General features: G+C 72.8%; 21 protein-coding genes. 13 read left to right on the top strand and 8 right to left on the bottom strand.

Annotated elements, in window-relative coordinates; translation table 11 throughout:
* Positions 1-61: 61 nt before the first annotated feature.
* Both TNCT1_RS33545 and TNCT1_RS33540 read left to right on the top strand, forming a co-directional pair.
* Positions 62-262, top strand: coding sequence for an AlpA family transcriptional regulator (locus TNCT1_RS33545; RefSeq protein WP_143639749.1), 201 nt, complete (start codon positions 62-64; stop codon positions 260-262).
* A gap of 50 nt (positions 263-312) precedes the next feature.
* Positions 313-876, top strand: a complete 564-nt coding sequence (locus TNCT1_RS33540; RefSeq protein ID WP_143639747.1) for a GNAT family N-acetyltransferase — start codon at positions 313-315, stop codon at positions 874-876.
* Here TNCT1_RS33540 and TNCT1_RS33535 read toward each other — a convergent pair.
* Both TNCT1_RS33535 and TNCT1_RS33530 read right to left on the bottom strand, forming a co-directional pair.
* Complete coding sequence (locus TNCT1_RS33535; protein ID WP_143639745.1) at positions 857-1,900, bottom strand: zinc-dependent alcohol dehydrogenase family protein; 1,044 nt, start codon at positions 1,898-1,900, stop codon at positions 857-859. The genes TNCT1_RS33540 and TNCT1_RS33535 overlap by 20 nt on opposite strands.
* Positions 1,901-1,949: 49 nt before the next feature.
* Positions 1,950-4,181: an MMPL family transporter gene (locus tag TNCT1_RS33530; RefSeq protein ID WP_143639743.1), complete on the bottom strand. Its 2,232-nt coding sequence runs from the start codon at positions 4,179-4,181 to the stop codon at positions 1,950-1,952.
* 161 nt (positions 4,182-4,342) lie between these two features.
* Here TNCT1_RS33530 and TNCT1_RS33525 point away from each other — a divergent pair, with 161 nt between their 5' ends.
* The 4 genes from TNCT1_RS33525 to TNCT1_RS33510 all read left to right on the top strand — a co-directional run bounded on the left by TNCT1_RS33525 (position 4,343) and on the right by TNCT1_RS33510 (position 8,668).
* Positions 4,343-4,981: a TetR/AcrR family transcriptional regulator gene (locus TNCT1_RS33525; RefSeq protein WP_143639741.1), complete on the top strand. Its 639-nt coding sequence runs from the start codon at positions 4,343-4,345 to the stop codon at positions 4,979-4,981.
* A gap of 87 nt (positions 4,982-5,068) precedes the next feature.
* On the top strand, positions 5,069-6,016 hold the full coding sequence (locus tag TNCT1_RS33520; protein WP_143639739.1) for a PrsW family intramembrane metalloprotease: 948 nt from the start codon (positions 5,069-5,071) through the stop codon (positions 6,014-6,016).
* Positions 6,017-6,090: 74 nt separating this feature from the next.
* Positions 6,091-6,330, top strand: a complete 240-nt coding sequence (locus TNCT1_RS33515; protein WP_143639737.1) for a heavy-metal-associated domain-containing protein — start codon at positions 6,091-6,093, stop codon at positions 6,328-6,330.
* An 85-nt stretch (positions 6,331-6,415) separates the two neighbouring features.
* On the top strand, positions 6,416-8,668 hold the full coding sequence (locus tag TNCT1_RS33510; RefSeq protein ID WP_143639735.1) for a cation-translocating P-type ATPase: 2,253 nt from the start codon (positions 6,416-6,418) through the stop codon (positions 8,666-8,668).
* 630 nt (positions 8,669-9,298) lie between these two features.
* Here the strand turns inward: TNCT1_RS33510 and TNCT1_RS33505 are convergent.
* From TNCT1_RS33505 to TNCT1_RS33495, 3 genes are all read right to left on the bottom strand, one after another.
* The gene (locus TNCT1_RS33505) at positions 9,299-10,588 is read right to left on the bottom strand and encodes a citrate synthase (protein WP_143639733.1); all 1,290 of its coding nucleotides are present in this window, start codon (positions 10,586-10,588) and stop codon (positions 9,299-9,301) included.
* 229 nt (positions 10,589-10,817) lie between these two features.
* Positions 10,818-13,082, bottom strand: coding sequence for an ATP-dependent RecD-like DNA helicase (locus TNCT1_RS33500; protein WP_143639730.1), 2,265 nt, complete (start codon positions 13,080-13,082; stop codon positions 10,818-10,820).
* Positions 13,083-13,258: 176 nt separating this feature from the next.
* The gene (locus tag TNCT1_RS33495) at positions 13,259-13,837 is read right to left on the bottom strand and encodes a TetR/AcrR family transcriptional regulator (RefSeq protein ID WP_143639728.1); all 579 of its coding nucleotides are present in this window, start codon (positions 13,835-13,837) and stop codon (positions 13,259-13,261) included.
* Positions 13,838-13,952: 115 nt separating this feature from the next.
* On the opposite strand from TNCT1_RS33495, the gene TNCT1_RS33490 reads away from it, so the two are divergent.
* The 6 genes from TNCT1_RS33490 (at position 13,953) to rbsD (ending at position 20,559) form a co-directional block, all read left to right on the top strand.
* Positions 13,953-14,516 (top strand): hypothetical protein, encoded by a 564-nt coding sequence (locus TNCT1_RS33490; protein WP_143639726.1) that lies wholly within the window; start codon positions 13,953-13,955, stop codon positions 14,514-14,516.
* A gap of 180 nt (positions 14,517-14,696) precedes the next feature.
* A complete protein-coding gene (locus TNCT1_RS33485) occupies positions 14,697-15,725 on the top strand; it encodes a LacI family DNA-binding transcriptional regulator (protein WP_143639724.1) in 1,029 nt (342 codons plus the stop codon).
* Positions 15,722-17,242, top strand: coding sequence for a sugar ABC transporter ATP-binding protein (locus tag TNCT1_RS33480; RefSeq protein ID WP_143639722.1), 1,521 nt, complete (start codon positions 15,722-15,724; stop codon positions 17,240-17,242). Before TNCT1_RS33485 ends, TNCT1_RS33480 begins: the two co-directional genes overlap by 4 nt.
* Positions 17,232-19,181, top strand: a complete 1,950-nt coding sequence (locus TNCT1_RS33475; RefSeq protein ID WP_143639720.1) for a substrate-binding domain-containing protein — start codon at positions 17,232-17,234, stop codon at positions 19,179-19,181. The genes TNCT1_RS33480 and TNCT1_RS33475 overlap by 11 nt, the downstream gene beginning before the upstream one ends.
* Before the next feature lie 68 nt (positions 19,182-19,249).
* Positions 19,250-20,173, top strand: coding sequence for a ribokinase (locus tag TNCT1_RS33470; protein ID WP_143639716.1), 924 nt, complete (start codon positions 19,250-19,252; stop codon positions 20,171-20,173).
* Positions 20,170-20,559, top strand: coding sequence for a D-ribose pyranase (gene rbsD, locus TNCT1_RS33465; RefSeq protein WP_143639713.1), 390 nt, complete (start codon positions 20,170-20,172; stop codon positions 20,557-20,559). Before TNCT1_RS33470 ends, rbsD begins: the two co-directional genes overlap by 4 nt.
* A gap of 185 nt (positions 20,560-20,744) precedes the next feature.
* Here rbsD and TNCT1_RS33460 read toward each other — a convergent pair whose 3' ends face one another.
* Genes TNCT1_RS33460 through TNCT1_RS33450 form a run of 3 tightly spaced genes read right to left on the bottom strand, consistent with a single transcriptional unit; the run spans position 20,745 to position 23,892 of the window.
* On the bottom strand, positions 20,745-21,545 hold the full coding sequence (locus TNCT1_RS33460; protein WP_143639829.1) for a sugar phosphate isomerase/epimerase: 801 nt from the start codon (positions 21,543-21,545) through the stop codon (positions 20,745-20,747).
* A 47-nt stretch (positions 21,546-21,592) separates the two neighbouring features.
* Entirely contained in the window at positions 21,593-22,744 is a 1,152-nt protein-coding gene (locus tag TNCT1_RS33455; protein ID WP_143639711.1) for a dihydrodipicolinate synthase family protein, read from the bottom strand.
* A complete protein-coding gene (locus TNCT1_RS33450) occupies positions 22,741-23,892 on the bottom strand; it encodes a Gfo/Idh/MocA family protein (protein WP_143639709.1) in 1,152 nt (383 codons plus the stop codon). Before TNCT1_RS33450 ends, TNCT1_RS33455 begins: the two co-directional genes overlap by 4 nt.
* Positions 23,893-24,171: 279 nt before the next feature.
* On the opposite strand from TNCT1_RS33450, the gene TNCT1_RS33445 reads away from it, so the two are divergent.
* On the top strand, positions 24,172-25,224 hold the full coding sequence (locus TNCT1_RS33445; RefSeq protein ID WP_143639707.1) for a LacI family DNA-binding transcriptional regulator: 1,053 nt from the start codon (positions 24,172-24,174) through the stop codon (positions 25,222-25,224).
* Positions 25,225-25,248: the final 24 nt, after the last annotated feature.

The raw sequence follows: 25,248 nt of genomic DNA, 5'->3' as shown, positions 1-25,248 counted from the left end.
GCCCGGCTCCCCCGAAGGCCGTCCCCGGCCGCGCCGCGGCGCGCGCGGGGAGGTACGACGCATGACCGACCGAAGGCTCTGGTCCTACAAGGAGATCGCGGCGCACATCAGGGTGCAGCCGGACACCGTGCGGTCCTACCGCAAGCACGGCCTGCTGCCGCCGCCGGACCAGGTGGAGGCCGGCAAGCCCTACTGGTACGCCGACACCGTCCGCGCCTGGGTGGCCGCCCGGCCGCGCAACCGGGGCCGAAGAACGGACTGAGCAGGGAAAATCACCTGTGCCCCACCAGCCAAGTGGGGCACAGTCGCCCCATGAGTTTCTCCGTCAAACCCGTCCTGACCGGCCACAGGACCGTTCTGAGGCCGTTCACCGAGGCCGACGCCGGTGTCATGGGGGAGATCGTCGCCGACCCCGAGGTCGTCCGCTTCACCTTCGAGCCGTCCACCGAGCTGACCCCGGAGCGGCTGCGCACCTGGTACGGCTCCCGGGCCACCGCCCCCGACCGCCTCGACCTGGCCGTCACCGATCCGGCGACCGGTGAGGTCCTGGGCGAGGTCGTGCTGTTCGAGTACGACGCGGCCGCCCGGAGCTGCGTCTTCCGCACGCTCATCGGCCCCCGGGGCCGCGGCCGCGGCATCGGCACCGAGGCGACCCGGCTGATCGTCGCCCACGGCTTCGAGGCCCTCGGCCTGCACCGCATCGAGCTGGCGGCCTGGGCCCACAACCACCGCGCCCTGCGCGTCTACGAGAAGGCGGGCTTCGTGGTCGAGGGGGTGCGGCGGGAGGTGCAGCGGCGCGAGGACGAGTGGGCCGACGAGGTGATCATGGCGGTCCTGGACCGTGAGTGGGCCGCGCTCAACGCCACGGCTCGATGACGGTCACGCCCGCCCCCGGCACCGTCCCCATGGCGGCGAGGGCGGCCGGAACCTCGTCCAGCGCGATGGTCCGCGTCACCAGCAGGTCGGGGCGCAGCGCCCCGGAGCCGACCAGCTCCAGCATGCCGGGATAGGCGTGGGCGGCCATGCCGTGGCTGCCCAGGATCTCCAGTTCCAGGGCGATGGCGCGGGCCAGCGGGACGGGGGTGGTGCCGTCGGCCGAGGGCAGCAGGCCCACCTGGACGTGCCGGCCGCGACGGCGCAGGGAGCCGACGGAGGCGGCGCAGGTCACGGGCGAGCCGAGGGCGTCCAGGGAGAGATGGGCGCCGCCGCCGGTCAGCTCCCGCACGGCCGCCGCAGTGTCCGGCACGGCGGCGGCGTCCACCGTCCCGGCCGCGCCGAACGTCCGGGCCAGCTCCAGCGCCCCGGGCGAGACGTCCACCGCGATCACCCGGGCGCCGGCCGCGGCCGCGATCATCACCGCCGACAGCCCGACCCCGCCGCAGCCGTGCACCGCCACCCACTCCCCCGCCGCCACCCGGCCCTGGCGCACCACCGCGCGGAAGGCGGTGGCGAAGCGGCAGCCGAGGGCGGCGGCGGTGCCGCAGTCCATCGAGTCGGGGACCGCGACCAGATTCACATCGGCGTGGTCGAGGGCCACGTACTGGGCGAAGGAGCCCCAGTGGTGGAAGCCGGGCTGGGTCTGGCGCTCGCACACCTGCTGGTCGCCGGCCGCGCAGGACGGGCAGCTCCCGCAGGCGCAGACGAAGGGCACGGTGACCCGGTCCCCGGGACGCCAGCCCGTCACCCGGGCGCCCACCGCCTCGACGACTCCGGCGAGTTCGTGCCCGGGGACGTGCGGCAGGGTGATGTCCGGGTCGTGGCCCATCCAGCCGTGCCAGTCGCTGCGGCACAGGCCCGTCGCCTCCACCCGCACCACGACCCCGTGCCCGGCCGGCTCCGGGTCCGGCACCTCCCGCACCTCGGCCGGCTCCCCGAACTTCTCGAACACCACCGCTCTCATGCGGCCCACCTTCGCACGCGGGGCCCCCTCCCCACACCCCGCCGTCCGCTCAGACCCCCGCCGTCTCCTTCTCGGGCGCGGGCGCGGGCGCCTCGCCCTCGCTGAGCCCGAACCGCCGGTGGAAGCGGCGCAGCGGGGCAGGGGCCCACCAGGTGGCGCGGCCGGTGAGCCGCATGATCGCCGGGACCAGGAGGCTGCGGACGACCATCGCGTCCATCAGGACCGCGAGCGCGATGCCGAGGCCCAGCATCTTGGTGTTGGTCACCCGGGAGGTGCCGATGGCGACCATCACCACCGCGAGGATGACCGCCGCCGCGGTGATGAGACCGCCGGTGCGCTGCAGCCCGTGGCGGACCGCCTCGTCGTGGTCGCCGGTGCGGTCGTACTCCTCCTTGATGCGGGACAGCAGGAACACGCCGTAGTCCATGGAGAGTCCGAAGGCCACGCAGAACATCAGGACGGGCAGGGTGGTCTCGATGGAGCCGGGGCTGGTGAAGCCGAGCGCGCCGGACAGATGGCCGTCCTGGAAGACCCAGACCACCGCGCCGAACATCGCCGTCAGACTGAGGGCGTTGAGCACCACGGCCTGAAGGGGTATCAGCACGCTCCCGGTGAGCAGGAAGACCAGCAGCAGGGTGACGACCGCGATGAACGCGCCCGCCCAGGGCAGGCGTTCGCCTATCGCGTGCTTGGAGTCGACCAGGACGGCGGCCGTGCCGGTCACCTTGGTGGTGAAGGGGGTCTTGAGCGAGCGCAGGTCGCCGACCAGGCGCTGGGCCCCGGTGTCGACGGCCTCTCCCCTCGGCTGCACGGTGAAGTAGGCGGTGTCGCCCTTGACCAGCGGGCCGTCGACACCGACGACTTCGGGCAGGGCGGCGACCCGCCGCTTGTAGGCGGCGTACTGGGCCTGGGTGGCCCGGCCCTCGGCGAGGACCTCCAGGCCGCCGCCGGGAGTGCCCGGGAAGCCGTCGCGGAGATGCTGCTGCACCACGTGCGACTCGGCGCCCGAGGGCAGCTGGCGGTCGTCGGCGGTGCCGAACCGCACCCCCAGGAAGGGCAGTCCGAGGACGACGAGGAGGGCGCTGGTGCCGATCGCGAAGAGCGGGGCACGGCGCATCACGAGCGTGGCGGTGCGCGCCCAGCCGGTGTCGCCCGCGGCCTCGGCGCCGGAGTCCGCGCTTGTCCGGCCGCGGCGGAACAGGCGCCTCAGGTCGAGGGAGTTGACCCGGTGACCGAGCAGGACCAGGGCCGCCGGGAGCAGGATCAGGGCGGCAGCGGCGGCCAGCAGGACCACGGCGATGCCGGCGTAGGCGAAGGACCGCAGGAAGTACTGCGGGAAGAGCATCATGGCGGCCAGGGACACCGCGACGGTCAGGGCGGAGAAGAGCACCGTTCGGCCGGCGGTGCGCAGTGTCGTGCCGACCGCGGTCAGGGGATCGGCGCCGCCGGAGAGCTCCTCCCGGTAGCGGCGGACGATGAACAGGGCGTAGTCGATGGCGAGGCCTAGGCCGAGGGCCGTGGTGAGGTTGAGCGCGAAGACCGACACGTCGGTGAAGGAGGTCAGGCCGCGCAGCACCGCGTTGGTGCCGAGGATCGCCACGATGCCGATGCCCAGCGGCAGCAGGGCCGCGACGGCGCTGCCGAAGACCATCACCAGCAGCACCAGCGTGATCGGCAGGGCGATCATCTCGGCCCGGGTCAGGTCCTCCTTGATGATGGTCTGCATCTCGTGCCGGACGGCGACGATGCCGCCGACCTTCACCCGCACCGGGCCGTGCGTGCCCCGGTAGTGGGGCGCGATGCGGTCGAGGGTGCGGCCCATCGCGTTCTCGTCGCCGGTGATGCGGGCGGCGATCAGCGCCTCGTGCCCGTCCTCGGCGCGCAGGCCGGGGGCCGCCGCGGGACCGGCCTGCCAGTAGGAGCCGACGCCGGTCACGCCCCGCTCCCCGGCCAGCCGCTCGGCCAGGCCGCGGGCCGCCGCGGCGACCGCCGGGTCGTCGACGGAGGCACGGCCCGCGTCGACCAGGAGCAGCAGGTTGGGCTGGGAGTCGGGGAACTCGCGCTCCAGCGCCTTCGTCGCGTACGTCGACTCGGCGGCCGGGTCCTCCCAGCCGCCGCTGCCCAGATGGTCCGCGACCCCGCCGCCGGCCAGCACGGCGAGCGCGGTCAGCACCAGGGCCACCAGCAGCGACAGGCGCGGGCGGGCGGTGACGAAACCGGTCCAGCCGCCGGCCCGGGGAGGCTCGTCACCGGCGCGCGGCGGCTTGTTGACTTCGGTCATCGTGCGGTGTCCCCTTCACCGTGACCCATGTCCGTGCAGGCAGGCGGCATGGGTCGGTCATTGCCATAAACTGGCAAACACGAGAGATCGCTCGCGTTCCACAAGAATGCGAGCGACCGCTCGCGTTTGTCAATCGCCTCCCGAAGGGCTGGGGATAACGCGTGTCCGAAACCGCGGGGAACGAGCAGCCGCGCCGCCGCCAGGCGCGCGGCGAGCGCCGCATCGCCCAGCTCCTCCAGGCCGCCGCCCAGGTCTTCTGCACCACCGGCTACACCGCCGCCAGCACCAACGCCATCGCCCGCGAGGCGGGCGTCTCGCCGGGCACGCTCTACCAGTTCTTCCCGAACAAGGAAGCGATCGCGATCGAGCTGGGCGACCGGCTGATGCACGAGATGCGCGAGACCTACGGCGAGGCGCTCGCCCCCGTCGATCCCGCCACCCCGCTGGAGGAGGCCATCGGCTCGGCCGTCGACCGTTTCATGGCCTTCAACACCGAGCACCCGGTGTTCTTCGCCCTGATGCACGGCCCCGACCTGCCCGGCGGCATCACGGAGGCGCACGACCAGTTGCACGCGACCCTGATCGGCCGCGTCGAGGGCCTGCTCGCCTCGCTGCTGCCGCAGGCCCCGCCGGCCGACCTCACGCGCACGGCACACGTCTGTCTCGGCATCTACAAGGCCGGCCTGGAACTGGTCCTAGCCCACGAGGGAGCCGAGCGCGCGGCCTACGTCCAGGAGATCAAGAACGTGCTCGTCCGCTACCTCGACCCCCTGGTGGGCGACCGGCTCGGCCGCGCCTGACCCCACAGGGTCACCCGGACTGCGACAGCGGGCGCACCTGCTTAGGGTGCGGAGAGACCGCCCCGCAGCAGTCCGAGGGGGACCCACGTGACCCACTCCCCGCCGCCCGGCGCGCCCCGGGCCCGCATCCCCGGCCCCGGGCAGCCGCCGCCCCCGTTCCCCCGCATCGGCGCGGGCCTGTGGCGGCGCTGCCTGAGGGGCGGCCTCGCCCTGTGGGCGCTGACCGCGGTGACGGCGTACACGACGCGCGGCACCGTGCCGCTGCCCGCGCTGGTCCTGCTCGGCGGCTTCCTGCTGCCCGTCGCCTTCGTGCTGTGGGCCTACGAGCGGCACGGCCGGGATCTGGGCGTCAGCGCGGTCCTCGGCTGCTTCCTGGCCGGCGGCGTGCTCGGGGTGCCCGGCGCACTGCTGACGCAGTCGCACCTGCTCCACCCCTCCCTGGGGCGCTCCACCGGCGCCGCCCTGGCCGAGGAGGCGGCGAAGCTCGGCGCGCTGGTGTTCGCGCTGCGCCGGCAGCCGGGCGTCCGCGGGCCGCGGGCCGGTCTGGTGCTCGGCGCCGCCGTCGGCCTCGGTTTCGCGGCGGTGGAGAGCTGCGCCTACGCCTTCGACGCCCTGCTCCTCTCCGACGCCGCCGATCTGCGCGTGGTGCTGGAGACGGAGTTCCCGCGCGCACTGCTCACCCCGGCCGGGCACGGTCTGTGGACGGCGATCGCGGGCGCCGCGCTGCTCTCCCACCGCCGCCCGAACGGGCGCTTCCGCCTCGCCGCGCCGGTGGTGGGTACCTGGCTCGGTGTCTGTGTGCTGCACGCTGCGTGGGACGCCACGCGCGGCGTGGCCGGACGTCTGGTGGCCCGGGCGTACGGCACGGAGGCCGTGCCGGGGCCGTTCGGACAGCCGTACCTGCCGCGCACCGGCGCCGGACAGGAGCACCTCTTCGCGTTGCTCTCGACGGGAGGCCTGGTACTCGTGGCGGCGCTGGGCGTCGCGTGGGTCCGGTCGCTGGCGCCCGGAGATGCTTGGAGGAATACCCCCTAGGGGTATAGTGTGGTGAGTGTGGGAGCCCCCCGCGGGCCCCACTGGCCCCACCTGCTTCGACGAGGAGTAACGACATGACCGCCCAGACCGACACTTCGGGCTCCGTCACCACCGTCTACAAGGTGACCGGCATGAGCTGCGGACACTGCGAGGGATCCGTCTCCGGCGAGATCTCCCGGATCCCGGGCGTCAGCTCGGTGAAGGCCGTCGCGTCCACCGGCGAGGTGACCGTCGTCTCCGCGGCCCCGCTCGACGACGAGGCCGTGCGCGCCGCCGTGGACGAGGCGGGCTTCGAACTCGCCGGCCAGGCCTGAGAAAGACCCTCCCTTCCCCGACCGGGCCGTTCCGACCAGCTGATACTGGATCCGTACGGCCCGGTCCGATGTCTGGAGTCCGGACATGACCAGCACCACCGCCAAACCGGCGAGCGCGATAGGCGACAGCTCCGAGGTCGAGCTGCTCATCGGCGGGATGACCTGCGCGTCCTGCGCCGCCCGGGTGGAGAAGAAGCTCAACCGCATGGACGGCGTGAGCGCCACCGTCAACTTCGCGACCGAGAAGGCCAAGGTCAGCTACCCCGAGGGCGTGCAGGTCGCCGACCTGATCGCCACCGTGGTGAAGACCGGCTACACCGCCGAGGAACCCCCGCCGCCGGAGCCCGGACCGGGGCCCGAGGAGGCGGCCGCGACCGCCGGACGGGACCCGGAACTCGGCGCGCTGCGGCACCGGCTGCTCGTCTCCGCGCTGCTCGCCGCCCCGGTGGTCCTGCTCGCCATGATCCCCGCCCTGCAGTTCGACAACTGGCAGTGGCTCTCGCTCACCCTCGCGGCGCCGGTCGTGGTGTGGGGCGGAGCGCCCTTCCACCGGGCCGCCTGGACCAACCTCCGGCACGGCGCGGCGACGATGGACACGCTCGTCTCGGTCGGCACCCTGGCCGCCTTCGGCTGGTCGCTGTGGGCCCTGTTCTTCGGCGACGCGGGCATGCCCGGCATGCACGACGAGTTCCGGTTCACCGTCTCGCGGATGGACGGCGCCTCCACCATCTACCTCGAGGTCGCCTCCGGAGTCGTGGCGCTGATCCTGCTAGGCCGCTACCTGGAGGCCCGTTCCAAGCGGCGCGCCGGGGCCGCGCTGAAGGCGCTGCTCGAGCTGGGCGCCAAGGACGTGGCGGTGCTGCGCGAAGGGCGCGAGGTACGGGTCCCGGTGGCCTCCCTGGCCGTCGGCGACCGGTTCGTCGTACGGCCCGGGGAGAAGATCGCCACCGACGGCACGGTCGCCGAGGGCGTCTCCGCGGTGGACGCCTCCATGCTGACCGGGGAGTCGGTGCCGGTCGACGTCGGACCCGGGGACCGGGTCACCGGCGCCACCGTCAACGCCGGCGGCCGGCTGGTCGTCGAGGCCACCCGGGTCGGCGCCGACACCCAGCTCGCCCGGATGGCGAGGCTGGTGGAGGACGCGCAGAACGGCAAGGCCGAGGTGCAGCGGCTCGCCGACCGGATCTCCGCCGTGTTCGTCCCCGTGGTCATCCTGATCGCGCTAGGCACCTTCGGCGTGTGGCTGGGCGTCACCGGGGACACCGTCGCCGCGTTCACCGCCGCCGTCGCCGTGCTGATCATCGCCTGCCCCTGCGCCCTGGGCCTGGCCACCCCGACCGCGCTGATGGTCGGCACCGGCCGGGGGGCCCAGCTCGGCATCCTGATCAAGGGCCCCGAGGTGCTGGAGTCCACGCGCCGCGTCGACACGGTCGTCCTGGACAAGACCGGCACGGTCACCACCGGCCGGATGACCCTCCAGGAGGTGTACACCGCCGAGGGCGAGGACGAGAAGGAGCTGCTGCGGCTCGCCGGCGCCCTGGAGCACGCCTCCGAGCACCCCGTCGCCCGGGCGATCGCCGCGGGCGCCGAGGAACGCGCCGGGACCCTGCCCGCCGTCGAGACCTTCGAGAACGTCCCCGGCCGGGGCGTGCGCGGGCGCGTGGCGGGCCGTGAGGTGGCCGTGGGGCGGCTGTACGACGAGCTGCCCGGGGAGCTGGCACGCGCCAGGGAGGCGGCCGAGCGGGACGGGCGTACGGCCGTCACCGTCGGCTGGGACGGCCGGGCCCGCGGAGTGCTCGCCGTCGCCGACGCGGTCAAGGAGACCAGCGCCGAGGCGGTGCGCGAGCTGCGCGCGCTCGGGCTCACACCGGTGCTGCTCACCGGGGACAACCGGACGGTCGCCGAGTCGGTCGCGCGGACAGTCGGCATCGACGAGGTGATCGCCGAGGTGCTCCCGGAGGACAAGGTGGACGTCGTACGGCGGCTGCAGGGCGAGGGCCGGACCGTGGCGATGGTCGGCGACGGCGTCAACGACGCGGCCGCGCTCGCCACCGCCGACCTGGGGCTGGCGATGGGCACCGGCACGGACGCGGCGATCGAGGCCGGCGACCTGACCCTGGTGCGCGGCGACCTCCGGGTGGCCGCGGACGCGATCCGGCTCTCCCGGCGCACCCTGACGACCATCAAGGGCAATCTGGTCTGGGCGTTCGGCTACAACGTGGCCGCGCTGCCCCTGGCCGCCGCGGGGCTGCTCAACCCGATGATCGCGGGCGCCGCGATGGCCTTCTCCTCGGTCTTCGTGGTGACCAACAGCCTGCGGCTGCGCGGGTTTCACTGAAACCGCCCGAGGTTACCGGCGGTTAGCCGCAGTTGAAGTGGGAGTCCCCCTGGAGTCGGGCGCGCGCCTCACATAAGCTCTTCACAAGGCTCGCGCATCATCCTTACGCTTGAGTCCCGATCACCGTATCGGGGCTCTTGCGCACCTAAAGGACAAATGCAAGAGACGCAGATCACAGTGACGCGAACGTAACCATCGAAGGGGTTCGAAGGTCTAAGTTGGCGATGTCAGACCAGCGTCTTGGGGGGCGCTGACTGGCATCTGAGGATGTCTTGGGGGACTTCCTCAGAGATGCGTTGCCGGGGCACGTACACCGGGAAGCTTTGAGCGGCCCTCCCAGCGTGCGTTGTCCCGGCAGACCGCACCGTGTCACTGGAGCACGGCGGGCGTTGCCCGTGGTGTTCAGACAGCGAATTCAGGCGCTGTCCTCTCCGAGCGCCCGGCCGGATCCCGTGGGGGGAATCCGCACCGGGACATGGGAAGGCGCCCTGGTCGTCGGCCCGTGGGGGGACCGGCGTCAGGGCGCCTTCCGTTTTTTCGCTCAGTACCGTCGACGCGGGGCCCGCCCGTGACGGCAGGCCCTGTGCGGCGGGTGGGGCGCCGAAGCGGCGCCCCGGGGCCGGCAGGTGCTCAGCGCTCCTCGACCGGGACGAAGTCGCGCTCGACGACGCCCGTGTAGATCTGGCGCGGACGGCCGATGCGGGAGCCCGGCTCCTTGATCATCTCGTGCCACTGGGCGATCCAGCCCGGCAGCCGGCCGAGGGCGAACAGGACCGTGAACATCTCGGTCGGGAAGCCCATGGCCCGGTAGATCAGACCGGTGTAGAAGTCGACGTTCGGGTAGAGGCTGCGCGAGACGAAGTAGTCGTCGGAGAGCGCGTGCTCCTCCAGCTTCAGCGCGATGTCCAGCAGCTCGTCGGACTTGCCGAGGGCGGAGAGCACATCGTGCGCGGCGGCCTTGATGATCTTGGCGCGCGGGTCGAAGTTCTTGTAGACCCGGTGGCCGAAGCCCATCAGGCGGACGCCGTCCTCCTTGTTCTTCACCTTGCGGATGAAGGAGTCGACGTCGCCGCCGGCGTCGCGGATGCCCTCGAGCATCTCCAGCACGGACTGGTTGGCGCCGCCGTGCAGCGGGCCCCACAGGGCGTTGATGCCGGCCGAGATGGACGCGAACATGTTGGCCTGCGACGAGCCCACCAGGCGGACCGTCGAGGTGGAGCAGTTCTGCTCGTGGTCCGCGTGCAGGATCAGCAGCTTGTCCAGGGCGGAGACCACGACCGGGTCCAGCTCGTACTCGTCCGCCGGGACGGAGAACGTCATGCGCAGGAAGTTCTCGACGTAGCCGAGGTCGTTGCGCGGGTAGACGAACGGGTGACCGATCGACTTCTTGTACGCGTACGCCGCGATCGTCGGGAGCTTCGCGAGCAGGCGGATCGTCGAGAGGTTGCGCTGCTTCTCGTCGAACGGGTTGTGGCTGTCCTGGTAGAAGGTGGACAGCGCCGAGACGACCGAGGACAGCATGGCCATCGGGTGGGCGTCGCGCGGGAAGCCCTTGTAGAAGTTCTTGACGTCCTCGTGCAGCAGGGTGTGCCGCGTGATGTCGCCCTTGAACGTCGTCAGCTCGTCGACGGTCGGCAGCTCACCGTTGATCAGCAGGTAGGCCACCTCCAGGAAGGTGGAGCGTTCGGCCAGCTGCTCGATGGGGTAGCCGCGGTAGCGGAGGATGCCCGCCTCACCGTCGAGGTAGGTGATGGCGGATTTATAGGCGGCCGTGTTGCCGTAACCGCTGTCCAGAGTCACCAGACCGGTCTGGGCGCGGAGCTTCCCGATGTCGAAGCCCTTGTCACCGACGGTGCTGTCGACCACCGGGTAGGTGTACTCGCCGTCGCCGTACCGCAGTACTACAGAGTTGTCGCTCACGTCTTCCCTCACCGACGTAGTGCCTCATCTTCGAGGTGCCCTGACTGTCTCTACCATCCCCCATTTGGCTCAGGAGAGTGCACTCGGGGTCGACCATTGGGCCCATCGACGGCACTCAGTGCCGCCAACCTGCTCATCCTGCCCGCTTCGACCGGCAACCGGAAGTGCTCTGTGACCTTCACGACTCATTTGATCGATCATTTTTTGTGATGTGCGTCCGAGCCGCTGGTCAGAGCGTTCCGGCCCCCCGGAGCCGGAAGTCGAGGGCCGTGCAGCGCCGGCCCGCCGACACCGTGCGCACCGCCTGTCCGATCGCCTTGCGTGAACCGACGAGTACGACCAGCCGTTTCGCCCGTGTCACCGCCGTGTACAGCAGGTTCCGCTGCAGCATCATCCAGGCGCCGGTGGTGACGGGTATCACCACCGCGGGATACTCGCTGCCCTGCGAGCGGTGGATCGTCACCGCGTAGGCGTGGGCCAGTTCGTCCAGTTCGTCGAAGTCGTACGGAACCTCCTCGTCCTCGTCCGTCAGCACCGTCAGACGCTGGTCGACCGGGTCGAGCGAGGTGACGACGCCCACGGTGCCGTTGAAGACACCGTTCTCCCCCTTCTCGTAATTGTTGCGGATCTGGGTGACCTTGTCGCCGACACGGAAGACCCGGCCGCCGAGCCGCTTCTCCGGCAGCTCGGGGCGGCCCGGGGTGATGGCCTGCTGGAGCAGCCCGTTGAGGGTGCCGGCGCCGGCCGGGCCGCGGTGCATGGGGGCGAGCACCTGCACGTCCCGGCGCGGGTCCAGGCCGAACCGGGCCGGGATCCGGCGGGCGGCCACGTCCACGGTGAGCCGGCCGGCCTCCTCGGTGTCGTCCTCGACGAAGAGGAAGAAGTCCTTCAGCCCGTCGGTGAGCGGGTGCTGCCCGGCGTTGATGCGGTGCGCGTTGGTGACGACGCCGGACTGCTGGGCCTGCCGGAAGACCCGGGTGAGCCGCACCGCCGGAACGGGGCCGCCCTCGGCGAGCAGATCGCGCAGCACCTCCCCGGCGCCGACGCTGGGCAACTGGTCCACGTCGCCGACGAAGAGCAGGTGCGCCCCCGGCGGCACGGCCTTGACCAGCTTGTTGGCGAGCAGCAGGTCCAGCATCGAGGCCTCGTCCACGACCACCAGGTCGGCGTCCAGCGGGCGGTCCCGGTCATAGGCGGCGTCGCCGCCGGGCTTGAGCTCCAGCAGCCGGTGGACCGTGCGGGCCTCCGCGCCGGTCAGCTCGGCCAGCCGCTTGGCGGCCCGGCCGGTGGGCGCGGCGAGCAGCACCTTGGCGTGCTTGGCGCGGGCCAGTTCCACGATCGAGCGCACCGTGAAGGACTTGCCGCAGCCGGGGCCGCCGGTGAGCACGGCCACCTTCTCGGTCAGCGCGAGCCGTACGGCGGCCTCCTGCTCGGGGGCGAGGTCGGCGCCGGTACGGGCCCTGAGCCAGCCGAGCGCCTTGTCCCAGGGCACCTCACGGAAGGCGGGCATCCGGTCCTGCGGGGTGCGCAGCAGCCGCAGCAGCTGGGCGGAGAGGGAGAGTTCGGCCCGATGGAAAGGCACCAGGTAGACGGCGGTCACGGGCTCCGCGTCGCCGTCGGGACCGGGCACCTTCTCCCGGACGACCCCCGGGTCCCCGCCCTCCTCGGGCGGCTCGGCCAGTTCGGCGAGGCACTCGATGACCAGGCCGGTGTCGACCTGGAGCAGCTTCACCGCGTCCGCGATCAGCCGTTCCTCCGGCAGGAAGCAGTGGCCCTGGTCGGCGGACTGGGACAGCGCGTACTGCAGGCCCGCCTTCACGCGCTCGGGACTGTCGTGCGGGATGCCGACGGACCGGGCGATCCGGTCGGCGGTGAGGAAGCCGATGCCCCAGACCTCGGAGGCCAGCCGGTAGGGCTGGTTCTTCACCACCGAGATGGACGCGTCGCCGTACTTCTTGTAGATCCGCACGGCGACGGAGGTGGACACCTCGACGGTCTGGAGGAAGAGCATGACCTCCTTGATCGCCTTCTGCTCCTCCCAGGCGTCGGCGATCTTCCTGGTCCGCTTGGGGCCGAGGCCCGGGACCTCGACCAGCCGCTTCGGCTCCTCCTCGATGATCCGCAGGGTGTCCACGCCGAAGTGCTGGGTGATGCGGTCCGCGAAGACCGGGCCGATGCCCTTGACCAGCCCGGAGCCCAGGTAGCGCCGGATGCCCTGGACGGTGGCGGGCAGCACCGTCGTGAAGTTCTCGCAGACGAACTGCTTGCCGTACTGCGGGTGCGAGCCCCAGCGGCCCTCCATCCGCAGCGACTCCCCGACCTGGGCGCCGAGCAGCGCGCCGACCACCGTGAGGAGGTCGCCGCCGCCCCGGCCGGTGTCGACGCGGGCGACGGTGTAACCGCTCTCCTCGTTGGCGTAGGTAATCCGCTCCAGCACGCCTTCGAGCGTGGCGAGCCGGCGCTCCCCGGGGGCCGCGGATGGCTGGTTGGGCATGATCCGACGGTACCGGTGAGGTGTGACAGGGGACTCCCCCTCCGGCGAGGCCGAAGCGGGGCGGAGGCGGGCCGGGGCGGAGGCCGGGTGTTCCGGCTCGAACCCGGCGGGATGCGGCGGATCCGGCGGGATCGGCGGGATTGGGAAGAGGGAGCTTAGGGCCTGTCCGACAGTCCCTAGGCGGCCTGGAGGATCCCCTCGACGCCCCGCAGGAAGGTCCCGGTGACCAGCTGCGGGTCGAAGAGGCAGCCGGCCGCCATCGCGCCGTCCCGCAGCATGACGAGGTGCCGGCCGGCCTCGTCCGCGGGCTCGCGGCCGGCCCGCGCCAGCAGGTCCGTGACGGTTTCCAGGAACCACTGCCGGTGCGCCAGCACCGCCTGGTGGACGGGGTGGGCCGGGTCGGGGTATTCGGCCACCGCGTTGAGGAAGGCGCAGCCGCGGAACCCCGGGGACCTGATGCCCTCGGCGATGGAGCGGGCGACGGCCCTGACCCGGTCGGCCGGCGACTCGCCGCTCTCCTGCGCGGCGGCGACCTGTTCCCGGATCCCCTGGTCGGCCAGGTCGAGGTAGGCGAGGACGAGCTCCTCCTTGCCCGAGAAGTGCCGGTAGAGCGTCGCCCGCGTCACCTGCGCCTCCGCGATGATCCGGTCGACACCGACGGAGTGGATCCCCTCGGCGTAGAAGACCCTCGTCGCCGTGCCGAGCAGGCGTTTGCGTGCCTCGGACGTGCTGCCCCTCGCTGTTCCCCGGCTCATGGGGCCGAGGTTACCGCAACGGCAAGGGAGAACGTTCGGTCTTGACAGCAGACGCGGCACCCACTTCGATGACAGATAGACCGAACGTTCTCCCCCGCTTCAGGGAAGGCACCCCGTGGATACCTTCGTCGCCACCCCCGCCCGCACCAGCGTCCCCGCGACCCTGCGGAAGCTGTACCTCTCGCGCTTCGCGTTCGCCGCCGCGTGGGCCGCCCTGCTGTTCCCGGCCGCCGGCGCGCTGACCCCGTGGAGCTCGGTGCTCCTGGTGACCTATCCCCTGTTCGACGTCGCGTGCGCCGTGATCGACGTCCGGTCCGCCAGGGCGGACGACGGCCCGGTGCGCCACCTGTACGCGAACATCGCGCTCAGCGCCCTCACCGGCGCCGCCCTCGCCGTGGCCGCCACGTCGGGGATCCCGGCGGTGCTGCGCGTCTGGGGCGTCTGGGCCGTCACCGCGGGCCTGGTCCAGCTCCTCGTCGGCGCCGCCCGGCGCCGGCTGGGAGGACAGTGGGCGATGATCGCCAGCGGCGCCGTCTCCGTCCTCGCCGGCGCGTCGTTCTACGCGCAGGCGGGCGCGTCCGGCGCCTCCCTGGACTCCCTGGCCGGCTACGCCCTCCTCGGCGGGATCTTCTTCCTGGTGTCCGCCCTCCGACTGGGGCGCGCGGCCAAGGACGCGTGACCCCGGGCCCCCGGCATCACGCCCACCGGGTGACCCGGCCGGACCCGGGACACCCGGTGGGTCACGATTCAGTTTCAGCCACCCGGCACCCCCTTGCTCTCGCTCGTGTAATCGATTCCAATCCTTCATGCACGTCGATGTAATCGATTCCATGAGTTCCACAAGGAGGTGGAGCCGGCGATGGCGAGCATCAAGGACGTCGCCGCCGCGGCGGGCGTCTCGGTCGCCACGGTGTCGCGCGTCCTGAACGAGCACCCGTCGGTCAGCGCGGACGCACGCACGCGCGTGCTGGCCGCCGTCGAGGCGCTGGGCTACCGCCCCAACGCCGTCGCCCGTTCCCTGCGCACCGACCAGACCCGCACCCTCGGCCTGGTCATCAGCGACGTACTGAACCCCTACTTCACCGAACTGGCCCGCTCCGTCGAGGAGGAGGCCCGCGCGCTCGGCTACAGCGTGATCATCGGCAACGCCGACGAGCGGCCCGACCTCCAGGACCACCATGTGCGGACCCTGCTGGACCGCCGGATAGACGGCCTGCTGGTCTCCCCCACCGACGGCGGCTCGCCGCTGATGCTGGACGCCGCGCGCGCGGGGACGCCGATGGTCTTCGTCGACCGGTGGATCCCGGGCGTCGAGGTGCCCGTGGTGCGGGCCGACGGGCGGCGCGCCGTGCGGGACCTCGTCGCACACCTGCACGGGCTCGGGCACCGGCGGCTGGCGATCATCTCCGGACCGGCGGCCACCACCACCGGCAGCGAGCGCGTCGAGGCCTTCCGGGCCGCCCTGGCCGAATACGGGCTGGACCTGCCCGACGCGTACACCGGACAGGGCGACTTCCAGGCCGAGAGCGGACGGCGGGTCACCGAGGGCTTCCTCGACCTGCCCGAGCCGCCCGAGGCGGTCTTCGCCGCGGACAACCTGATGGCGCTCGGCGCCCTGGACGCGATCCGCGCGCGCGGGCTGCGCGTCCCGGACGACATCGCGCTCGCCGCGTTCGACGACATCCGCTGGTTCGTGCACACCGATCCGCCGGTCACCGCGATCACCCAGCCCACGGGCGAGCTGGGCCGGGCCGCCGTACGGGCCCTGGTGGACCGCATCGAGGGGCGGCCCGGCGAGTCCGTCACCCTCCCCGCCCGCCTCGTCGTGCGCCGCTCGTGCGGCGCGGCCCCCGACGGGAATCACGCAACGAACAGGAGCGAGTCGTGAGCGACCAGGACGAGTTGCTGCGCATCGAGGGCGTCAGGAAGAGCTTCCCCGGCGTGGTCGCGCTGGACGGCGTCGACTTCGACCTGCGCCGCGGCGAGGTGCACGTGCTGCTCGGCGAGAACGGCGCGGGCAAGAGCACCCTGATCAAGATGCTCTCCGGCGCCCACACGCCCGACGCCGGGCGGATCCTGGCCGGCGGCCGGGAGGTGCGCATCAACGGCGCGCAGGACGCCGAACGCCTCGGGATCGCCACCATCTACCAGGAGTTCAACCTCGTACCCGACCTCACGGTCGCCGAGAACATCTTCCTCGGCCGGCAGCCGCGCCGGTTCGGGATGATCGACCGCAGGCGCATGGAGGCGGACGCCGAGGTCCTGCTGGAGCGGGTCGGCGTGCACGTGTCCCCCCGGGCACGGGTGCGGGAACTCGGCATCGCGCGCCTGCAGATGGTCGAGATCGCCAAGGCGCTCAGCCTGGACGCGCGCGTCCTGATCATGGACGAGCCGACCGCGGTGCTCACCTCCGAGGAGGTCGACAAGCTCTTCGCGATCGTGCGCCGGCTGCGCGAGGACGGCGTCGGGATCGTCTTCATCACCCACCACCTGGAGGAGATCGCCGCCCTGGGCGACCGGGTCACCGTCATCCGGGACGGCAGGAGCGTCGGGCAGGTCCCGGCCGCCACCCCGGAGGCGGAGCTGGTCCGCCTCATGGTGGGCCGTTCCATCGAGCAGCAGTACCCGCGCGAACGGGCCGGCCGGGGAGCCGCGCTGCTCAGCGTCGAGGGCCTGACCCGGGACGGTGTCTTCCACGACGTCGGCTTCGAGGTGCACGCCGGTGAGGTGGTCGGCGTCGCCGGGCTGGTCGGCGCCGGCCGGACCGAGGTCGTACGGGCGGTGTTCGGCGCCGACCCCTACGACAAGGGGTCCGTGAAGGTCGCCGGCGCGTCCCTGAGGCGCCATGACGTCAACGCGGCCATGGCGGCCGGCATCGGGCTGGTCCCGGAGGACCGCAAGGGCCAGGGGCTGGTGCTCGACCAGTCGGTCGAGGAGAACCTCGGCCTGGTCACCATGCGCGCCGCCACGCACGCCGGGCTCGTCGACCTCAGGGGCCAGCGCGAGGCGGCCGCGCGGATCGCCGGGCAGCTCGGGGTGCGCATGGCCGGGCTCGGCCAGCACGTGCGCACGCTGTCCGGCGGCAACCAGCAGAAGGTCGTCATCGGCAAGTGGCTGCTCGCGGACACCAAGGTGCTGATCCTCGACGAGCCGACCCGCGGCATCGACGTCGGCGCCAAGGTCGAGATCTACCAGCTCATCAACGAGCTGACCGCGGCCGGCGCCGCCGTACTCATGATCTCCAGCGATCTGCCCGAGGTGCTCGGCATGAGCGACCGGGTGCTGGTGATGGCCCAGGGCCGGATCGCGGGCGAACTGTCCGCCGACGAGGCCACCCAGGACTCAGTGATGGCACTCGCCGTCAGCAACCCCACGACCGACAAGGAGGCCGCTCGTGGCCACTGACACGCTCAAGAGCACGACGGGCGCCGGTGGCGCCAGGGCGGTGCGCCGGCTGCTCCTGGAGAACGGCGCGCTGACCGCGCTGATCGTCCTCGTCATCGCCATGTCGGCGCTGTCGGGCGACTTCCTGACCGCCGACAACCTGCTCAACGTCGGCGTCCAGGCGGCCGTGACGGCCGTCCTCGCCTTCGGCGTCACCTTCGTCATCGTCTCGGCGGGCATCGACCTGTCGGTCGGCTCGGTGGCGGCCCTGTCGGCCACCGTGCTCGCCTGGACCGCCACCTCGCACGGCGTGCCGGTGGTGGTGGCGGTGCTGCTGGCCGTGGTGACCGGCATCGCGGCCGGACTCGTCAACGGCTTCCTCATCGCGTACGGCAAGCTCCCGCCGTTCATCGCGACGCTCGCCATGCTCTCGGTGGCCCGCGGTCTGTCGCTGGTGATCTCCGGCGGCTCCCCGATCCCCTTCCCGGGCTCCGTCTCGCACCTCGGGGACACGCTCGGCGGCTGGCTGCCGGTGCCGGTCCTCGTGATGATCGTGATGGGCCTGATCGCGGCCCTGGTGCTCGGCCGGACCTACATCGGCCGCTCGATGTACGCGATCGGCGGCAACGAGGAGGCCGCGCGCCTGTCCGGCCTGCGGGTGAAGAAGCAGAAGCTCGCCATCTACGCCCTGTCCGGCGTGTTCGCCGCCGTCGCCGGTGTCGTGCTCGCCGCCCGGCTGTCCTCCGCGCAGCCCCAGGCCGCCGACGGCTACGAGCTGGACGCGATCGCCGCGGTCGTGATCGGCGGCGCCTCGCTCGCCGGCGGCACCGGCAAGGCCTCCGGCACGCTGATCGGCGCGCTGATCCTGGCCGTGCTGCGCAACGGCCTGAACCTGCTGAACGTGTCCGCCTTCTGGCAGCAGGTCGTCATCGGCGTGGTCATCGCGCTGGCCGTCCTCTTCGACACGCTGCGCCGCAAGGCCGGGGCGGCCCCGGCGGCGGCCGGCGCCTCGCCCGGCGGCAAGGGCAGGCAGGCGGGCACGTACGCGCTCGCGGCGGTCGTGACCGTGGCGATCGTCGGCGCGACCTCGTTCCTGCACAATGGCTCCTCCTCGTCCACGAACCCGAAGATGGGCCTGTCGCTGTCCACCCTCAACAACCCCTTCTTCGTGCAGATCCGGGCGGGCGCCCAGGCCGAGGCGAAGAAGCTGGGCGTGGACCTGACGGTCACGGACGCCCAGAACGACGCCTCCCAGCAGGCCAACCAGCTCCAGAACTTCACCAGCTCCAACGCCGGCGCGATCATCGTCAACCCGGTGGACTCGGACGCGGCGAGCAACTCGGTGAAGGCCGCCGGCAAGGCCGGGATCCCGGTCGTCGCCGTCGACCGCGGGGTGAACAACGCGAAGACGAGCACCCTGGTGGCCTCCGACAACGTGGCCGGCGGTGAACTGGCCGCGAAGACGGTGGCCGAGAAGCTCGGCGGCAAGGGCAAAATCGTCATCCTGCAGGGCCAGGCGGGCACCTCCGCCGCCCGGGAGCGGGCGGCGGGCTTCGCCAAGGGCCTGAAGGCCTACCCGGGCATCCAGGTGCTGGCCCAGCAGCCGGCCGACTTCGACCGCACCAAGGGGCTCGACGTGATGTCGAACCTGCTGCAGGCCCACCCCGACGTCCAGGGCGTCATCGCCGCCAACGACGAGATGGCCCTCGGCGCGATCAAGGCGCTGGGCGCCAAGGCCGGCCGGTCGGTCCAGGTGGTCGGCTTCGACGGCACCCCCGACGGACTGAAGGCGGTCGAGGGCGGCACCCTGTACGCGTCCGTGGCGCAGCAGCCCAGCCAGCTCGGCCGGATCGCGGTCGACAACGCGCTCAAGGCGGTCCAGGGCAAGAAGGTCGGGTCCGCGATCAAGGTGCCGGTGAAGGTGGTCACGAAGGACAACGTGGCCGGGTTCACCGGCTGACACAGGCGAGCGGGCGGGCGGTCCTCGGGGACCGCCCGCCCCGGTCATCTCTCAGGGGAGTCAATTCCATGTACGACTACGACCTCCTGGTCGTGGGTTCGGCCAACGCCGACCTGGTGATCGGGGTCGAGCGGCGGCCGGCCGCCGGCGAGACGGTGCTGGGCGGCGACCTGGCCGTCCACCCGGGCGGCAAGGGCGGCAACCAGGCCGTCGCGGCGGCCCGGCTCGGCGCGCGTACGGCGCTGCTGGCCCGGGTCGGCGACGACGCCCACGGCCGGCTGCTGCTGGACGCGCAGCGGGCGGCCGGGGTGGACACCGCCGGCGTGCTGGTGGGCGGGGCGCCGACCGGTGTCGCGCTGATCACCGTCGACCCCTCCGGGGACAACAGCATCGTGGTCTCGCCCGGCGCCAACGCCCGGCTCACCCCGGCGGACGTACGGGGGGCCGCCGGTCTGCTGCGCGCCTCGCGGGTGGTGTCGGCGCAGCTGGAGATCCCGCTGGAGACGGTCGAGGAAGTGGTGCGGACCCTGCCGGACGGCGGCCGGTTCGTGCTCAACCCGTCCCCGCCGCGCGAGCTGCCCGCGGAGGTGCTGGCGGCCTGCGATCCGCTGATCGTCAACGAGCACGAGGCCCGGGTGCTCCTCGGCGGGGAGGACGTGAGCGGTGAACCGGCGGACTGGGCGCCGCTGCTGCTGGCCCGGGGCCCGCGTTCGGTGGTGGTGACGCTCGGCGCGGCCGGCGCGCTGGTGTGCGACTCCTCCGGGGTGACCCGGGTGCCGTCGGTGCGGGTGGACGCGGTGGACACCACCGGCGCGGGCGACGCGTTCACGGCGGCCCTGGCCTGGAAGCTGGGCGCGGGCGCCGCGCTGCCGGCGGCGGCGGCCTACGCGGCCCTGGTGGGCGCGGCCGCGGTGACGCGGCGCGGTGCGCAGGAGTCGTACCCGACGGCGGCGGAGGCCGAGGCGCTCGGCGCGCGGGGCGGTGACCGGTGAAGCGGGCGGGCATTCTGAATCGTCATCTGGCCGGTGCGCTGGCAGCGCTGGGGCACGGCGACGGGGTGCTGGTGTGCGACGCGGGCATGCCGATACCGGACGGGCCGCGCGTGGTGGACCTGGCCTTCCGCGCGGGTGTCCCCTCGTTCGCCGAGGTCCTGGACGGGCTGCTGGCCGAGCTGGTGGTGGAGGGGGCCACGGCCGCCGAGGAGGTGCGCGACGCCAATCCGGCGGCGAGCGCGCTGCTCGACGGCCACTTCCCGGGGCTGGCGCTGGTGCCGCACGAACGGCTGAAGGAGCTGTCGGCGGGGGCGCGGCTGGTGGTGCGCACCGGGGAGGCACGGCCGTACGCGAACGTGCTGCTGCGGTGCGGGGTGTTCTTCTGACCTCCGGGCGGCGTCCGGAGGTTTCGAGGGGGTGCGCCCGGTCCGTCGACCGGGCGCACCCCCTCGGCTTTCCCCTCCGTGCCGGAACCCCCCTGATCCCCCCCAGGGTCCCCTCCCCAGGAGTTCCGGACGGCAGGTTCGACACGGGAGGCGGGCAGAGGGTTGTACGGCTTGCGGAACCGGTTTCACCGGATCACGTGGGAGACGAACCGCTGCGCCGTCTCCGCCAGCACCTCGCGGCCGTCACGGGCCCACAGCCCCTCGTTGAACAGCTCGACCTCGATGGGCCCGGTGTATCCGGCCGCCTCCACGTACCCCTTCCACTCCCGCATGTCGACCGAGCCGTCGCCGATCTGCCCGCGGCCGTTGAGGACGCCCTCGGGAAGCGGGGTGACCCAGTCGGCGAGCTGGAAGGTGTGGATGCGGCCGGCCGCGCCCGCGCGGGCGATCTGCCCGGGCGCCAGGTCGTCCCACCACAGGTGGTAGGTGTCCACGGCCACGCCCACCTGGTGCGCGGGGAAGCGCTCGGCGAGGTCCAGGGCCTGGGCGAGGGTGGAGACCACGCAGCGGTCGGACGCGAACATGGGGTGCAGCGGTTCGATGGCGAGCCGCACCCCGTGCTCCTCCGCGTACGGCCCGAGTTCCGCGAGGGCGTCGGCGATGCGTTCGCGGGCCGCCCGCAGGTCCTTCGAGCCGGGCGGCAGCCCGCCGGAGACCAGGACCAGGGTGTCCGTGCCGAGGGTCGCGGCCTCGTCGATCGCGCGGCGGTTGTCGGCCAGCGCCGCCGCCCGCTCCGCCGGGCCGGCCGCGGTGAGGAAGCCGCCCCGGCACAGGGTCGTGACCGTCAGGCCCGCGTCCCGGACCAGTTTGGCGGTCGCCGCCACGCCATAGGACTGGGCGGGCTCGCGCCACAGTCCCACACCAGGGACGCCCAGCCGGACGCAGGCGTCGACCAGTTCGGGCAGGCCGAGCTGCCTGACGGTCATCTGGTTGATGGAGAAGCGGGCGAGGTCGGCGTCCGCGGGTTCGGTGGTCACTGGTTCACCCCGTACAGCGAGAGCAGGTTCCTCATGCGCTCCTCGGCCCGCTTCGGGTCGGGGAACAGGCCCAGGCCGTCGGCGAGTTCGTAGGCGCGGGCGAGGTGCGGCAGGGAGCGGGCCGACTGCAGGCCGCCGACCATCGTGAAGTGGTCCTGGTGGCCGGCCAGCCAGGCCAGGAAGACGACTCCGGTCTTGTAGAAGCGGGTCGGCGCCTGGAAGATGTGCCGGGACAGCGGCACGGTCGGGTCGAGCAGGGCACGGAACCCCGCCGTGTCGCCGGTGTCCAGGACCCGCACCGCCTCGGCGGCCAGGGGGCCCAGCGGGTCGAAGACGCCGAGCAGGGCGTGGCTGAAGCCCTGGTCGTCGCCCGCGATCAGCTCAGGGTAGTTGAAGTCGTCGCCGGTGTAGCAGCGCACGCCCCGCGGGAGCCGGCGGCGCAGGTCGACCTCGCGCCGGGCGTCCAGCAGGGAGACCTTGACGCCGTCGACCTTGTCGGGGTGGGCGGCGACGACCTCCAGGAAGGTCCCGGTGGCCGCGTCGAGGTCGGACGAGCCCCAGTAGCCCTCCAGCGCCGGGTCGAACATCGGGCCGAGCCAGTGCAGGACGACCGGCTCGGCGGCCTGGCGCAGCAGGTGGCCGTAGGTCTCCAGGTAGTCCTCGGGGCCGCGCGCCGCGGCGGCGAGCGCCCTGGACGCCATCAGGACGGCCCGCGCGCCCGCCTCCTCGACGACCGCGAGCTGCTCCTCGTAGGCCGCGCGGACGTCGGCGAGGCCGCCGCCGGTGATCTGGTCGGTGCCGACGCCGCAGACGATACGGCCGCCCACCGACCGGGCCTCGGCCGCCGAGCGGCGGATCAGCTCGGCGGCGCCCGCCCAGTCCAGGCCCATGCCCCGCTGGGCGGTGTCCATCGCCTCGGCGACGCCGAGCCCGTGGGACCACAGGTGGCGGCGGAAGGCGAGGGTGGCGTCCCAGTCGACCGCGGCGGGCGAGTCGGGGGTGGTGTCGGCGAACGGGTCGGCCACGACGTGCGCGGCCGAGAAGACGGTGCGGGAGGTCAGGGGGGTGCCGGGCGTGGCGGCGAGCGGTTCGGTCCTGGGCTCGTAGCCGCGCAGGCTCCCGTCGGCGCCGGGGAGGGCGAGGGTCACAGCGCGATCTCCGGGACCTCGATGCGGCGGCCCTCGGCCGAGGACCGCAGGCCCAGCTCGGCGAGCTGGACGCCGCGGGCGCCGGCCAGCAGGTCCCAGTGGTACGGGGTGCCGGCGTGCACGTGCTTGAGGAACAGCTCCCACTGGGCCTTGAAGCCGTTGTCGAACTCCTGGTTGTCCGGGACCTCCTGCCACTGGTCGCGGAAGGCCTCGGTGGCGGGGATGTCCGGGTTCCAGACCGGCTTGGGGGTGGCCGAGCGGTGCTGGACGCGGCACCTGCGCAGGCCCGCGACCGCGGAGCCCTCGGTGCCGTCCACCTGGAACTCGACCAGTTCGTCGCGGTTGACGCGCACCGCCCAGGAGGAGTTGATCTGGGCGACCGCGCCGCCCTCGAGCTCGAAGACGCCGTACGCGGCGTCGTCCGCCGTCGCGTCGTAGGGCTTGCCGTTCTCGTCCCAGCGCTGCGGGACGTGGGTGGTAGCCAGGGCCTGGACGGAGGTCACCCGGCCGAACAGCTCGTGCAGGACGTACTCCCAGTGCGGGAACATGTCGACGACGATGCCGCCGCCGTCCTCGGCGCGGTAGTTCCAGGAGGGACGCTGGGCCTCCTGCCAGTCGCCCTCGAAGACCCAGTAGCCGAACTCGCCCCGGACGGACAGGATCCGGCCGAAGAAGCCGCCGTCGACGAGCCGCTTCAGCTTCAGCAGTCCCGGCAGGAAGATCTTGTCCTGGACGACACCGTGCCTGACGCCCTTCGCGCGGGCCAGCCGGGCGAGTTCGAGGGCGCCGTCGAGTCCGGTGGCCGTGGGCTTCTCGGTGTAGACGTGCTTGCCCGCCGCGATCGCCTTCCTGATGGCGTCCTCGCGGGCGGAGGTGACCTGGGAGTCGAAGTAGACGTCGACGTCCGGGTCGGCGAGCACCGCGTCCAGGTCGGTGGAGACGTGCTCCAGGCCGTGCCGGTCGGCGATCTGCCTCAGGGCGTGCTCGCGGCGGCCGAGCAGGATCGGCTCGGGCCACAGCACGGTGCCGTCGCCGAGGTCGAGGCCGCCCTGCTCGCGCAGGGCGAGGATCGACCGGACGAGGTGCTGGCGGTAGCCCATGCGTCCGGTCACGCCGTTCATGGCGATACGCACCGTCTTGCGTGTCACGTCAGTCCCCTTCGTAACGCCGGGAGGCCTTGCTCGGCGGTGCCGGCGTCGTCATCGTCAGCGGGTGCAGCAAGCGCTTTCTATCCGATGAGAAGCTAGCCTCTGCACACAGGTCGGGACAAGACCGTGTCCTCTTCGAGTTGTTCGAGGGGGCGAACGAACGGCCCGGGTGGCCGTATGGTCTGCTCGGCGCGCGCGGAACCGTGACCGCGCGCCGCCTGTCCACGAGGACGTACGAGCACCAATGCGCGACCCCATGCGCGACCGGAGGACGACGAGATGACGGTGACCCTGGCGGATGTGGCCGCCCGCGCTCAGGTCTCCCCCGCGACGGTTTCGCGCGTGCTGAACGGCAACTACCCGGTGGCAGCCTCCACCCGGGAGCGGGTGCTGCGGGCGGTCGACGAGCTGGACTACGTCCTCAACGGCCCGGCCAGCGCGCTCGCCGCCGCCACCTCCGACCTCGTCGGCATCCTCGTCAACGACATCGCCGACCCGTTCTTCGGGATCATGGCCAGCGCGATACAGGCCGAGATCGGGGGGCCGGGCGGCCGGGCCGGCGGCGAGCGGCTGGCGGTGGTGTGCAACACCGGCGGCTCGCCGGAGCGGGAGCTGACGTACCTCACCCTGCTGCAGCGGCAGCGGGCCGCGGCGGTGGTGCTGACCGGCGGGGCCGTGGAGAACGCGCCGCACGCCGCGGCGGTCTCGGCCAAGCTGCGCAAGCTGGCCGAGGCCGGTACCCGGGTGGTGCTGTGCGGGCGGCCGCCCGCGCCGGACACCGGGGCCGTCGCGCTGACCTTCGACAACCGCGGTGGCGCCCGCGCCCTCACCGACCACCTCATCGGCCTCGGCCACCGCCGGCTCGGCTACATCGCGGGCCCCGAGGAGCGCACCACCACCCGGCACCGGCTGGAGGGCCACCGCGCGGCGCTCTCGGCGGCCGGCGTCGAGGAGGACCCGCGCTGGACGGTGCACGGCCGCTACGACCGCCGGTCCGGTCACGAGGCCACGCTGGAACTGCTGCGCCGGGACCCGTCCCTGACGGCGATCGTCGCCGCGAACGACTCCGTCGCGCTGGGCGCGTGCGCCGCGCTGCGCGAGTCCGGGCTGCGTGTTCCCGAGGACGTCTCGGTGGCCGGTTTCGACGACCTGCCGTTCAGCATCGACGCGGTGCCGTCGCTGACGACGGTGCGGCTGCCGCTGTCCGAGGCGGGTGCCCGGGCGGGGCGGATCGCGATGGGCCGTGAGGAGGCTCCGCCTGGAGGGGTGGCTTCGGTGCGGGGGGAGTTGATGGTGCGGGGGTCCTCCGGGGTTCCGCGGGGCGCCCAGTAGCTCGGGGGGTCCGGGGGGGTCGGG

Source organism: Streptomyces sp. 1-11 (genome assembly GCF_007176755.1).
Lineage (GTDB): Bacteria > Actinomycetota > Actinomycetes > Streptomycetales > Streptomycetaceae > Streptomyces.
This window is presented reverse-complemented; position numbering and strand designations above follow the sequence as displayed.